Source organism: Pseudomonas sp. A39 (assembly GCF_058145955.1).
In genome coordinates this window covers 30,690-42,284 of record NZ_JBYVMD010000028.1, presented here as the reverse complement: position 1 = coordinate 42,284, position 11,595 = coordinate 30,690, and the positions used below count along the sequence as shown (strand labels likewise).

12 protein-coding genes are annotated in these 11,595 nt (G+C 61.0%); 5 read left to right on the top strand and 7 right to left on the bottom strand.

The window, feature by feature from the left end; genetic code table 11:
* The first annotated feature begins 51 nt into the window (after positions 1–51).
* Positions 52–534: a hypothetical protein gene (locus AC3ZU9_RS20315; RefSeq protein ID WP_015886456.1), complete on the top strand. Its 483-nt coding sequence runs from the start codon at positions 52–54 to the stop codon at positions 532–534.
* Between the two features lie 177 nt (positions 535–711).
* Here the strand turns inward: AC3ZU9_RS20315 and AC3ZU9_RS20310 are convergent, their stop codons facing one another.
* The 6 genes from AC3ZU9_RS20310 to AC3ZU9_RS20285 form a co-directional block, all read right to left on the bottom strand.
* Entirely contained in the window at positions 712–1,680 is a 969-nt protein-coding gene (locus tag AC3ZU9_RS20310) for a CDP-6-deoxy-delta-3,4-glucoseen reductase (protein ID WP_015886457.1), read from the bottom strand.
* The gene (gene ubiD, locus AC3ZU9_RS20305) at positions 1,680–3,146 is read right to left on the bottom strand and encodes a 4-hydroxy-3-polyprenylbenzoate decarboxylase (protein WP_490091232.1); all 1,467 of its coding nucleotides are present in this window, start codon (positions 3,144–3,146) and stop codon (positions 1,680–1,682) included. The genes AC3ZU9_RS20310 and ubiD overlap by 1 nt, the downstream gene beginning before the upstream one ends.
* A 59-nt stretch (positions 3,147–3,205) precedes the next feature.
* Positions 3,206–5,188: an acyltransferase family protein gene (locus tag AC3ZU9_RS20300; protein ID WP_093542614.1), complete on the bottom strand. Its 1,983-nt coding sequence runs from the start codon at positions 5,186–5,188 to the stop codon at positions 3,206–3,208.
* Between the two features lie 156 nt (positions 5,189–5,344).
* Positions 5,345–6,604 carry a transcription termination factor Rho gene (gene rho, locus AC3ZU9_RS20295; RefSeq protein WP_003176825.1) on the bottom strand — a complete coding sequence of 420 codons (1,260 nt, stop codon included), beginning with the start codon at positions 6,602–6,604 and terminating at the stop codon, positions 5,345–5,347.
* Between the two features lie 234 nt (positions 6,605–6,838).
* Complete coding sequence (trxA, locus tag AC3ZU9_RS20290; protein ID WP_015886460.1) at positions 6,839–7,168, bottom strand: thioredoxin TrxA; 330 nt, start codon at positions 7,166–7,168, stop codon at positions 6,839–6,841.
* A 121-nt stretch (positions 7,169–7,289) separates the two neighbouring features.
* Complete coding sequence (locus AC3ZU9_RS20285) at positions 7,290–7,985, bottom strand: FadR/GntR family transcriptional regulator (RefSeq protein WP_015886461.1); 696 nt, start codon at positions 7,983–7,985, stop codon at positions 7,290–7,292.
* 255 nt (positions 7,986–8,240) lie between these two features.
* Here AC3ZU9_RS20285 and AC3ZU9_RS20280 point away from each other — a divergent pair, with 255 nt between their 5' ends.
* From AC3ZU9_RS20280 to AC3ZU9_RS20265, 4 genes are read left to right on the top strand one after another with little or no spacing between them, the layout of a single operon-like run.
* Positions 8,241–9,026, top strand: coding sequence for a transporter substrate-binding domain-containing protein (locus AC3ZU9_RS20280; protein WP_015886462.1), 786 nt, complete (start codon positions 8,241–8,243; stop codon positions 9,024–9,026).
* A 14-nt stretch (positions 9,027–9,040) separates the two neighbouring features.
* On the top strand, positions 9,041–9,709 hold the full coding sequence (locus AC3ZU9_RS20275) for an amino acid ABC transporter permease (RefSeq protein WP_010207407.1): 669 nt from the start codon (positions 9,041–9,043) through the stop codon (positions 9,707–9,709).
* A complete protein-coding gene (locus tag AC3ZU9_RS20270; protein WP_490091231.1) occupies positions 9,706–10,356 on the top strand; it encodes an amino acid ABC transporter permease in 651 nt (216 codons plus the stop codon). The genes AC3ZU9_RS20275 and AC3ZU9_RS20270 overlap by 4 nt, the downstream gene beginning before the upstream one ends.
* Positions 10,343–11,074, top strand: a complete 732-nt coding sequence (locus AC3ZU9_RS20265; protein WP_046034888.1) for an amino acid ABC transporter ATP-binding protein — start codon at positions 10,343–10,345, stop codon at positions 11,072–11,074. Before AC3ZU9_RS20270 ends, AC3ZU9_RS20265 begins: the two co-directional genes overlap by 14 nt.
* Here AC3ZU9_RS20265 and AC3ZU9_RS20260 read toward each other — a convergent pair.
* Positions 11,061–11,594 (bottom strand): DUF1120 domain-containing protein, encoded by a 534-nt coding sequence (locus AC3ZU9_RS20260; protein ID WP_490091239.1) that lies wholly within the window; start codon positions 11,592–11,594, stop codon positions 11,061–11,063. The genes AC3ZU9_RS20265 and AC3ZU9_RS20260 overlap by 14 nt on opposite strands.
* Between the last annotated feature and the right edge of the window lies 1 nt (position 11,595).

Here is an 11,595-nt window from a genome sequence, read left to right as displayed (position 1 = left end):
CACATCACGACCCACCTAGCCGCCCAATAATCGACTACCGAGGTCGCACCCATGAAGAAATTCCGACTGCCTGGCCTGTTGCTGCTGGCCCAGGCCACCACCGCACTGGCGGGCGAAACATCCGCTACCGAGGACGACAAAGGCTTCTGGTATGCACAGACCAGCGTCTACACGCGGCACTTCGCGCCCGACCCGGACCACAACAACAACCAGGATCTGATCGGCCTGGAGCGCAACGAAGCATCCGGTTTTGTGTACGGCGGGGCGACGTTCCGCAACTCGTTCCGCCAACGCTCGTACTACGCCTATGCGGGCAAGCGCTATGACATGGCCGACTATCCGGTGTATTTGAAGCTGACAGGCGGGGCGATCCAAGGTTATCGCGGCAAGTACCGCGACAAGATCCCGTTGAATCGTTTCGGCGTGGCGCCGGTGATCATTCCGTCCGTGGGCACGCATTACGGGCCGGTGGCGGCGGAGTTGGTGTTGCTGGGGTTCAATGCGGCGATGGTGACGACGGGATTGCGATTCTAAGCAGGCACCGTCCAGCGTGGTAGCGGGCTTACTGGGGCGAGGGAGCTTGCTCCCGTTCGACAGCGCAGCTGGAGCCGGCTCTTTGGGCGGCGCTTCGCCCCCCAGCGCAAGCCAGCGTGCTCGCCACAGCAAGCCCGCACAATTTGATCGGCATGCAACCGTGATGTTTTGCCCGGCTCAGGGCCGTGGCGCGTAGGCAAACACATCGGCACGCATCTGGTGCGCATCCATACCGGCCTCGACCAGGGCATCCAGGGTGCCGTAGATCATCGCCGGTGAACCGCTGGCGTAGACGTGCACCGACTTGAGGTCGGTGATGTCTTCGCACACCGCTTCGTGCAGCAACCCGCAGCGCCCTTCCCAGCCGCACAAGTCACTGACGACTTTGTGCAGGAACAGGTTGGGCAGTTGCAGCCACTGGTCCCAGTGTTCTATCTGGTAGAAATCTTCCGGGCGACGCACGCCCCAGTACAGGTGCACCGGGTGCTTGAAGCCGGACGCGCGACAATGTTCGATCAGGCTATGCATCTGCGCCATGCCGGTGCCGGCGGCGATCAACACCAGCGGCCCATCCGGCAACTCGGCCAAATGGGTGTCGCCGAACGGCAGCTCCACACGGGCCATCTGATTGCGCTGCAGTTGCTCCAGCAAGCTACGCGCGCTGTCCTCGCGGGCCAGCACATGCAGCTCCAGCTCGCGCCCGGCATGGGGCGCCGACGCCAGGGAAAACGCCGACTTCTCGCCATTCTCCCGCTCGATCATCAAGTATTGCCCGGCGTGGTAACGCACCGCCTTGCCGGCTGGCGCCCGCAGGCGCACACGCCACACGTCGCCACCGACCTCTACACATTCACTCAATTGGCACGACAACTTGCGCAACGGCAACTCTCCCGGCGCCAGCACGCCATCCCACAACACAATGCAGTCTTCCAGCGGTTCAGCGATGCAGGTGTAGAACTCGCCGTGGTCACGCACCTCACCGGCTTGCTGCACGCGGCCTTCCACCAACAGCGCCGCGCACACATGGCACACGCCGTTGCGGCAGGCCTGGGGGCATTCGTAGCCCAGGCGGCGCGCACCTTCGAGGATTCGCTCGCCAGGGACCAGCTCCAGCACAGCGCCGGAAGGTTGCAGGGTTACACGCATCAATCTATTCCCAATTCTTTCCAGATCGCATCAACACGCGCGGTGACGGCTTCATCCTTGACGATCACTCTGCCCCACTCGCGGGTGGTTTCACCCGGCCATTTGTGGGTAGCGTCCAGGCCCATCTTCGACCCCAGGCCAGACACGGGCGACGCGAAGTCGAGGTAGTCGATCGGCGTGTTGTCGATCATCACCGTGTCGCGCTTGGGGTCCATGCGCGTGGTGATGGCCCAGATCACGTCGTTCCAGTCGCGGGCATTGATGTCGTCGTCGGTGACAATAACGAACTTGGTGTACATGAACTGTCGCAAAAACGACCACACACCGAGCATTACCCGCTTGGCATGACCGGGGTACGACTTCTTCATGGTCACGATGGCCATACGGTACGAGCAGCCTTCCGGCGGCAGGTAGAAGTCGGTGATCTCCGGGAATTGCTTCTGCAGGATCGGCACGAACACTTCGTTGAGCGCCACGCCGAGAATGGCCGGCTCATCCGGCGGACGGCCGGTGTAGGTGCTGTGGTAGATCGGTTTGATCCGATGGGTGATGCGCTCGACGGTGAACACCGGGAAGCTGTCGACTTCGTTGTAGTAGCCGGTGTGGTCGCCGTAAGGGCCTTCATCCGCCATTTCGCCGGGATGAATCACGCCTTCGAGGATGATTTCAGCAGTCGCCGGCACTTGCAGGTCGTTGCCGCGGCACTTCACCAGCTCGGTACGGTTGCCGCGCAACAGGCCAGCGAAAGCGTATTCGGACAGGCTGTCAGGCACCGGGGTCACGGCCCCGAGGATGGTGGCCGGGTCGGCACCCAGGGCCACGGAGACCGGGAACGGTTTACCAGGGTGTTTTTCGCACCACTCGCGGAAGTCCAAGGCACCGCCACGGTGGCTCAGCCAGCGCATGATCACCTTATTGCGGCCGATCACTTGCTGGCGGTAGATACCGAGGTTCTGGCGATCCTTGTTCGGGCCTTTGGTGACGGTCAGGCCCCAGGTGATCAGCGGGCCGACGTCGCCGGGCCAGCAGGTCTGTACCGGCAGCATGGCGAGGTCGACATCATCGCCTTCGATGACCACTTCCTGGCACACCGCGTCCTTGACCACCTTGGGGGCCATGGCAATGATCTTGCGGAAGATCGGCAGCTTCGACCAGGCATCCTTCAGCCCCTTGGGTGGCTCGGGCTCCTTGAGGAAGGCCAGCAACTTGCCGATCTCGCGAAGCTCGCTGACCGACTCGGCGCCCATGCCAAAAGCCACGCGCTCGGGGGTACCGAAGAGGTTGCCCAGCACCGGGATATCAAAGCCGGTCGGGTTCTCGAACAGCAGCGCCGGGCCCTTGTTGCGCAGGGTACGGTCGCAAATCTCAGTCATTTCCAGCACCGGGGAAATCGGCGTCTGGATACGTTTCAACTCTCCGCGCTGCTCAAGTTGCTGCACGAAATCCCGAAGATCCTTGAATTTCATTAACCATGCCACCCGTAAAATAGGCGTACATCCTACCTGCTCTGAAGGCAGCTGGCAGCTTAATTGGCCGTCAGCCGCCGTGATTGCAAGGAACTGAACAGCGGTTCCAGGAAGGCCTCGATGTGCCGCGCGCCCACGTCAGAGAGGTGGTTGTCGTCGGTGTACAACGCGCGACCATTGAGCTCGACCCGGCACAGGCCATCGGCGCCACACAGCAGGGGCGCGGGGTCCAACACGGTCACGCCGCTGTCGGCCGCCGCCAGTTCGTCAAACAACTGAGTGATAAAGGCCTGGCGCTTCATATGTTCCTCCACGGGCAGCCCTTCCTTGTCCACCGGACGGTGCATCATGGCCAGGCGACTGAGGCGGTACGGCACAATGATTTCCTGCAACGGCACCTCCTTGACCAGCCACACCCGATGCCCGGCGGCGCGCAGCCCTTTAATGCGCTCGCGCAGGCCCTGGGCGAAGCGCTCTTCAGCCACGGCGCGTACGTAGTTGCCGGTGGCGGGGTCTTTGAGCGCATGCTCTTTGTCCCCTGACATTTGCCCATAGAGGTACAGGCTCCAGCGCGCCACCAGCACTACATCGCTGAACGGCTGTTCGGCCATGGCTTTCTCGACCCGCTGGTTGAAATGCGCGCAACGGGCAATATTCTCCAGGCCATCCAACGGCATGCAGCCAGCGAAGCTCGCCTGCACCAGGCTGATATCGTGACGTTTGGCGCCGTCCTCGAGTGCCGGAATCAATGCGGTGGCATGGCTGTCACCCCAGACCAGCGCGGACACTGAGCTGTTTTTGGGACCGAAGTGGCAAAACAGGCGTTCATCCGGCGTGTTTTTGTCGGCCATGCACGCCATCAACGCCGGGCTCCATGTTTTCGCCTGGGCATAACGCAGCGCCTGTTCGGACAGGCGCCAGGGCACCCCTTTGGCTTCACGCAACGCCAAACCGGTAAAACCAAGGCACAGGATCCCGGCGAGACCCGCCGCCAGGATCGCCTTGCGGCCCGCCAGCAAGCGCTTTTCGCGAAACGGTGCCTCCACGAATCGCCAGGACAGATAGCCCAGCACCAGGCTCACCAGCATCAGGCCCGCCAACTCAAACGGGCTCAAACCGTCCACCGCCGCATAGTTGGCGTACACGAACACCGGCCAGTGCCACAGGTACCAGGAATATGAAATGAGCCCCACGCCCACCATCACCCGAGAGCTCAACAAGCGCCCGACCCAGGTGTGTTGCTGCCCGTTGGCCCAGATCAACCCGACCACGCCCAGCACCGGCAGCAACGCGGCAGCACCAGGAAACGGCGTGTGTCGATCGAAACCGAACACGGCAATCAGGATCAACGCCAGGGAGACCAGGCTGATCCCTTGGGCCAGGGCGGGCGGGGCGCGCCAGTCACGCAGGGGCATCACCGCCAGCATGGCCCCGGCGAGTAACTCCCAGGCACGCAGGTGCAGCAGATAGAACGCTTTTTGCGGCTGATGCGTGACCGCCCAGACGCTCATGCCGAATGACACCAGCAACACACCCAGCAACGCCAGCCGCCAGTGTTTCAAACGGCTTGAAAGCAGGGTCAGCAACAGCGGAAAGACAATGTAGAACTGCTCTTCCACTGCCAACGACCAGGTATGCAGTAACGGCTTGATGTCGGAGGCCGCATCAAAATAACCGTGCTGGCGTGCAAACAGCAGGTTGGAGCTGAAGGTCGCCTGATAGTGCGCCGAGCGCCCCAACGCTTCGTAGTCCTTGGGCGCCAGCAGGAACCAACCCACCACCAGCGTCGCCGCCATCATCACAAACAGCGCCGGCAGAATACGCCGGGCACGGCGCGCCCAGAACTCCACGAAACTGAAACGCCCGGCCTGACGTTCGCGCCAGATGATCGAGGTGATCAGAAAACCGGAAATCACGAAAAACACATCGACGCCGACAAAACCGCCAGTGACGCCTGGAACGCCAAAATGGAACAGCACGACTGCCAGGACAGCAATGGCACGCAGGCCGTCGATGTCTCTTCGATAAGCAAGAACGGTCATAAACAATGGTCAGCCAGATACGAATGGGGATGAGCGTAGCCGCACTCACCTATTTTTGTTTCTTAACTGACACTTGAGGCACTCAAACCTCCCCTTTTCGACACAAAAAAAATGGCGCCCCTGAGGGCGCCATTTTTTCGGACCTGAAACGTGGTTTTACTTACGCTTCATCGACAAGAAGAACTCATCGTTGGTCTTGGTGGTTTTCAGCTTGTCGATCAAGAACTCGATGGCAGCGACTTCGTCCATCGGGTGCAGCAGCTTGCGCAGGATCCACATACGCTGCAGTTCGTCATCGGCAGTCAGCAACTCTTCGCGGCGGGTACCGGAACGGTTGATGTTGATCGCCGGGAACACGCGTTTTTCCGCGATGCGACGGTCCAGGGGCAGTTCCATGTTGCCGGTACCCTTGAACTCTTCGTAGATCACTTCGTCCATCTTCGAACCGGTTTCAACCAGTGCGGTGGCGATAATGGTCAGCGAGCCGCCTTCCTCAATGTTCCGCGCGGCGCCGAAGAAACGCTTCGGTTTCTCCAGGGCGTGGGCATCGACACCACCGGTCAATACCTTGCCGGAGCTCGGGATCACGGTGTTATAGGCGCGGGCCAGACGGGTGATGGAGTCGAGCAGGATCACCACGTCCTTCTTGTGTTCGACCAGGCGCTTGGCCTTCTCGATCACCATTTCGGCAACCTGCACGTGGCGGGTTGGCGGTTCATCGAACGTGGAGGCAACCACTTCGCCGCGCACAGTGCGCTGCATTTCGGTCACTTCTTCCGGACGCTCATCGATCAACAGCACGATCAGGTGAACTTCAGGATTGTTACGTGCGATGTTCGCTGCAATGTTCTGCAGCATGATGGTCTTACCGGCCTTTGGCGGTGCGACGATCAGGCCACGTTGGCCTTTGCCGATCGGGGCACACAGGTCGATGACACGGCCGGTCAAGTCTTCGGTGGAACCGTTACCGGCTTCCATCTTCATGCGCACGGTCGGGAACAGCGGCGTCAGGTTCTCGAAGAGAATCTTGTTTTTCGCGTTCTCGGGACGATCGAAGTTGATCGTGTCGACCTTGAGCAGGGCGAAATAACGCTCGCCTTCCTTCGGAGGGCGGATCTTGCCAACAATGGTGTCGCCGGTGCGCAAGTTGAAGCGACGGATCTGGCTCGGCGAGACGTAGATATCGTCTGGGCCGGCGAGATAGGAGGCGTCTGCAGAGCGGAGGAAGCCGAAGCCGTCCTGGAGAATCTCCAGCACGCCATCACCGGAGATTTCCTCGCCGCTTTTCGCGTGCTTTTTCAGCAGGGAGAAAATCACGTCCTGCTTGCGCGAACGGGCCATATTTTCTATGCCCATTTCTTCGGCCAGTTGGAGCAGGTCGGTAATCGGCTTTTGCTTGAGTTCAGTCAGATTCATATAGGAATGACGTAATCATTTATGGAGGGGGGAAATTAAGCTTTTGGCTTAATGAGGCCGCGCCGCAGAGAAGGCGACAGGATCGCGTACTAATCGAAAAGGAATGCGTCGGCGACGGCTTGCAGGGGGCAGTGGAGAAACCAGTGCGGGGCCGAATGTACCACCTGAGTTTGGGAGCGTCTAGCCCTGTTTCACGAAAAAGCCCCGCTATTTGCGGGGCTTTTTTGACGACGCTTAGATGTTCGCGTCGAGGAAAGCTTGCAGCTGAGACTTCGACAGCGCGCCTACTTTAGTGGCTTCGACGTTGCCGTTCTTGAACAGCATCAGCGTAGGAATACCACGCACGCCATGCTTGGCCGGGGTTTCCTGGTTGTCGTCGATGTTCAGCTTGGCAATGGTCAACTTGCCTTCGTAGGTGGTCGCAATGTCGTCCAGGACTGGAGCGATCATTTTGCAAGGGCCGCACCATTCAGCCCAGTAGTCAACCAGCACCGGGCCAGCAGCCTTGAGTACTTCGGCCTCAAAGGTCGCGTCGGTGACGTGCTTGATAAGATCGTTGCTCATGGATGTCTCCGGATTGTAAGCAAAAAAAACGTGGCCCATCATAGCCGCCCTTCCCCCGTTCAGGAAGCCGCCTCTGATTGAGTCTTGCTATGGTGGCGCATGAGTTTGCGTATAGCCCAACTCACGGCGTTACGGGAGTCACGAAGGCGATGCCCGTGCGCAACGCCGCATTGCGCACGTGTTCCTGCATGGTTTTCTGCGCCGCCGCACTGGCGCGCCGGGCCAGGGCACGCAGGATCTTGCGGTGCTCCTGCCAGGTTTCCATGGCCCGCTCCGGCCGGATGAACGGTAGTTTCTGGCTCTCCAGGAACACCTCGGCGCTGGCGCTCAGGATACTCACCATGGCTTGGTTACCGCTGGCCAGCAGGATGCGTTGGTGAAATTCAAAGTCCAGCCGCGCGGCGGCTTCAAAGTCGCCGACCTTGAGCACCTTGCGCATCGCTTCGACGTTGTCTTCCAGGCGGTCCAGTTCATCCGTCGTCAACGTGACCGCCGCCAGCCCCGCCGCAAACCCCTCAAGGGCGTAGCGCAACTGGAAGATATCCAGCGGCGTGGCCTGCGCCGCGAACGGCCAGGCAAACCCTGGCGATTCCTCAGGCGCTTGCACGAACACCCCCTTGCCAGGCTGCACACTCACCACTCCCAAGGCACTCAGTGACGACAACGCCTCGCGCAACGACGCCCGGCTCACGCCCAACTGCACGGCCAGGTCACGCTGGGACGGCAACGCATCGCCCGGCCCGAAGCCTTGCTCCTTGATCAGTTTGCGGATGGCCTGCAGGGCCGCTTCCGGTACGGCTTGGGCGATGGAATTCATAAAAAACTCAAGGTTCCAGTCAACTGAGCGGCTAGTTGTAAAGCTATTCGCGGCAGGCGGCAAGCCACGCCCCAAAGGCGCTCGCCCGATTCTGCCAGCGCTCGAAAAGGGTGCGAAAAGCCCGACAACTGTTCAGACCAGTAAGACCACCTCGGCTCAATAAACACCAGCCTTACAGACGATCTGAGCGGTACTGGCATGGGCTGTGCACTGGGCAAATCCAGAAAATCCCTTCGCCCTTCTCGGAGAGTTGCCATGACCAAGCGCTACAGCGCCCTGCTTACTGCCCTGTTCGCCAGCCTGATGCTGAGCCAGGCACCCGCCCAGGCCAATGGTCTGGACGACATCGTTGCCCGTGGCACCCTAAAGGTCGCCGTGCCCCAGGACTTCCCGCCGTTCGGCTCGGTCGGCCCTGACATGAAGCCTCGCGGCCTCGACATCGACACCGCCAAGCTGTTGGCCGACCAGCTCAAGGTCAAGCTGGAGCTGACCCCGGTGAACAGCACCAACCGTATTCCGTTCCTCACCACCGGCAAGGTCGACCTGGTGATTTCCAGCCTGGGCAAGAACCCCGAGCGCGAAAAGGTCATCGATTTTTCCAAGGCCTACGCGCCGTTCTACCTGGCCGTGTTCGGTCCGCCTGATGCCGCCATCAGCAGCGTCGACGACCTCAAGGGCAAGACCATCAGCGTGACCCGTGGCGCCATTGAAGACATCGAGCTGACCGCCGTCGCGCCCAAGGAAGCCACGATCAAACGCTTCGAAGACAACAACTCGACCATCGCCGCCTACCTGGCCGGCCAGGTCGACCTGATTGCCAGCGGTAACGTGGTGATGGTGGCGATCAGCGAGCGCAACCCGAAACGCGTGCCGGCGTTGAAGGTGAAGCTCAAGGATTCCCCCGTGTACGTGGGCGTGAACAAGAACGAGCCCGCCCTGCTGGAGAAGGTCAATCAGATCCTGGTTGCGGCCAAGGCCGACGGCAGCCTGGAAAAGAACGCGATGCAGTGGCTCAAAGAACCATTGCCTGCTGATCTCTAAGGCGGAGCTTACCCATGGCCTATCAATTCGACTTTGTGCCGGTGCTGGCCAATACCGACCTGCTGCTGCGCGGCGCACTGTTCACCCTTGAGCTGACAGCGATCGGTGCGATCCTGGGGGTAGCCCTGGGCACCGTCGGAGCGGTGGTGAGGGCGTGGAAGATCCAGCCCTTCGCCTGGTGCTTCGGTGTGTATGTCGAGTTGATTCGCAACACACCGTTCCTGGTGCAGCTGTTCTTCATCTTCTTCGGCCTGCCGTCATTGGGGCTGAAAATTACCGAGTGGCAAGCCGCTGTGCTGGCGATGGTGATCAACTTGGGGGCCTACTCCACCGAGATCATCCGCGCCGGCATCCAAGCCATTCCCCGCGGGCAACTGGAAGCCGCCGCCGCACTGGCCATGACGCGTTTCGAAGCCTTCCGTCATGTGGTGCTGCTGCCGGCGCTGGGCAAGGTGTGGCCGGCGCTGAGCAGCCAGATCATCATCGTGATGCTCGGTTCGGCGGTGTGTTCCCAGATCGCCACCGAGGAGCTGAGCTTTGCCGCCAACTTTATCCAGTCGCGTAACTTCCGTGCGTTCGAAACCTATGCCCTGACCACCCTGGTGTACCTGTGCATGGCGCTGATGATTCGCCAGTTGCTCAATTGGATCGGTCGACGCTTCGTGATGAGGAACAGCCGATGAGTGATTTTTCCTTTTGGGACATCGTGCGTAACCTGGCCACCGGCCTGCAATGGACACTCCTGCTGTCGCTGGTGGCGTTTGTTGGTGGCGGCGTGATCGGTTTGCTGGTGATGACGATGCGCATCAGCCGCAAAGCCTTCTCGCGCAACGTGGCGCGCACCTATATCGAACTGTTCCAGGGCACACCGCTGCTGATGCAGCTGTTCCTGGTGTTTTTCGGCATTGCCCTGCTCGGCGTGGATATCTCGCCCTGGCTGGCGGCGGCCATTGCCCTGACCCTGTTTACCAGCGCCTACCTGGCCGAAATCTGGCGCGGCTGCGTCGACTCCATTGCCCATGGGCAATGGGAAGCGTCGGCCAGCCTGGCGCTTAACCCACTGGAGCAACTGCGCTACGTGATCCTTCCCCAGGCGCTGCGAATTGCCGTGGCGCCAACGGTGGGCTTCTCGGTGCAAGTCGTCAAAGGCACCGCCGTGACTTCGATCATAGGCTTTACCGAACTGACCAAGACCGGCGGCATGCTCGCCAACGCCACCTTCGAGCCCTTCATGGTCTACGGCCTGGTGGCCCTTGGTTACTTTTTGCTCTGCTACCCCTTGTCCCTCAGTGCGCGCTACCTGGAAAGGAGACTGCATGCCTCTGCTTAGAATTTCCGCCCTGCATAAGTATTACGGCGATCACCACGTACTCAAGGGCATCGACCTGACCGTTGAAGAGGGCCAGGTGGTGGCGATCATCGGCCGCAGCGGCTCGGGCAAGTCCACTTTGCTGCGAACCCTCAACGGCCTGGAATCCATCAACGACGGCGTGATCGAAGTCGATGGCGAATACCTGGACGCCGCCCGCGCCGACCTGCGCAGCCTGCGGCAGAAAGTCGGCATGGTGTTCCAGCAGTTCAACCTGTTCCCGCACCTGACTGTCGGCGAAAACGTCATGCTTGCGCCACAAGTGGTGCAGAAGGTGCCCAAGGCCAAGGCCGCCCAATTGGCCAGGCAAATGCTCGAACGCGTGGGGCTGGGCGAGAAATTCGACGCCTTCCCCGATCGCCTGTCCGGCGGCCAGCAACAACGCGTGGCGATTGCCCGCGCGCTGGCGATGTCGCCCAAGGTGTTGCTGTGCGACGAAATCACCTCGGCCCTCGACCCGGAACTGGTCAACGAAGTGCTCAGCGTGGTGCGCCAACTGGCCAAGGACGGCATGACCCTGATCATGGTGACCCACGAAATGCGCTTCGCGCGGGAAGTCGGCGATAAGCTGGTGTTCATGCACCAGGGCAAGGTGCATGAAGTGGGTGACCCCAAGCAGCTGTTCGCCAACCCGCAAACGGCCGAACTGGCCAACTTCATCGGCTCTACGGAACAGTAGGACTGACCAGTTCGAATTGGCCATGCCCCTCCAGCAGCACCTCCCGCCGCACCGAGAGGGCATCGGCGGGCAAGTGAACCTCAATCTCTACCTGGGCCGTCAACCGGCGGCCCGTCACTGGCACACCGGCTGCGCTCGCCACCAATGTGCGGCCAGGTAACAGCCGCCCGTCAGCCGTTTCATCGGGTTGCCACGCCACCGGCCTGCCGTCGACCTGAGCCCGCCTCAGGCTCAACATGAAGCGTCCTTGCCGGCCAAACTGAAAACCCTGGGCATCGGTAGGCGCACCACTGAAGCGCAATGCCATTGCCGCCGGGTTGGCGCAGAGCACGCTCAGGTGCAGCGTACGCTGCGTATCCAGCCTCAGTGTCGAGCGACCGGACGACGTTTGCGAGGGACGAATCACCCCGTAATCGACCCGGGGCTCGCTCAAGGTCATCCGGCAGTCTTCAGCCCGCGCCTGGTTCACCAGCAGAGCGACGACCACCAGACACACGCCAGCGGCACGCGGGCCGTCCATC

Coding starts and splice junctions, on each gene's coding strand:
- AC3ZU9_RS20315 (WP_015886456.1), top strand. CDS start 52: ATGAAGAAATTCCGACTGCCTGGCCTGTTGCTGCTGGCCCAGGCCACC.
- AC3ZU9_RS20310 (WP_015886457.1), bottom strand. CDS start 1,680: ATGCGTGTAACCCTGCAACCTTCCGGCGCTGTGCTGGAGCTGGTCCCT.
- ubiD (WP_490091232.1), bottom strand. CDS start 3,146: ATGAAATTCAAGGATCTTCGGGATTTCGTGCAGCAACTTGAGCAGCGC.
- AC3ZU9_RS20300 (WP_093542614.1), bottom strand. CDS start 5,188: ATGACCGTTCTTGCTTATCGAAGAGACATCGACGGCCTGCGTGCCATT.
- rho (WP_003176825.1), bottom strand. CDS start 6,604: ATGAATCTGACTGAACTCAAGCAAAAGCCGATTACCGACCTGCTCCAA.
- trxA (WP_015886460.1), bottom strand. CDS start 7,168: ATGAGCAACGATCTTATCAAGCACGTCACCGACGCGACCTTTGAGGCC.
- AC3ZU9_RS20285 (WP_015886461.1), bottom strand. CDS start 7,985: ATGAATTCCATCGCCCAAGCCGTACCGGAAGCGGCCCTGCAGGCCATC.
- AC3ZU9_RS20280 (WP_015886462.1), top strand. CDS start 8,241: ATGACCAAGCGCTACAGCGCCCTGCTTACTGCCCTGTTCGCCAGCCTG.
- AC3ZU9_RS20275 (WP_010207407.1), top strand. CDS start 9,041: ATGGCCTATCAATTCGACTTTGTGCCGGTGCTGGCCAATACCGACCTG.
- AC3ZU9_RS20270 (WP_490091231.1), top strand. CDS start 9,706: ATGAGTGATTTTTCCTTTTGGGACATCGTGCGTAACCTGGCCACCGGC.
- AC3ZU9_RS20265 (WP_046034888.1), top strand. CDS start 10,343: ATGCCTCTGCTTAGAATTTCCGCCCTGCATAAGTATTACGGCGATCAC.
- AC3ZU9_RS20260 (WP_490091239.1), bottom strand. CDS start 11,594: ATGGACGGCCCGCGTGCCGCTGGCGTGTGTCTGGTGGTCGTCGCTCTG.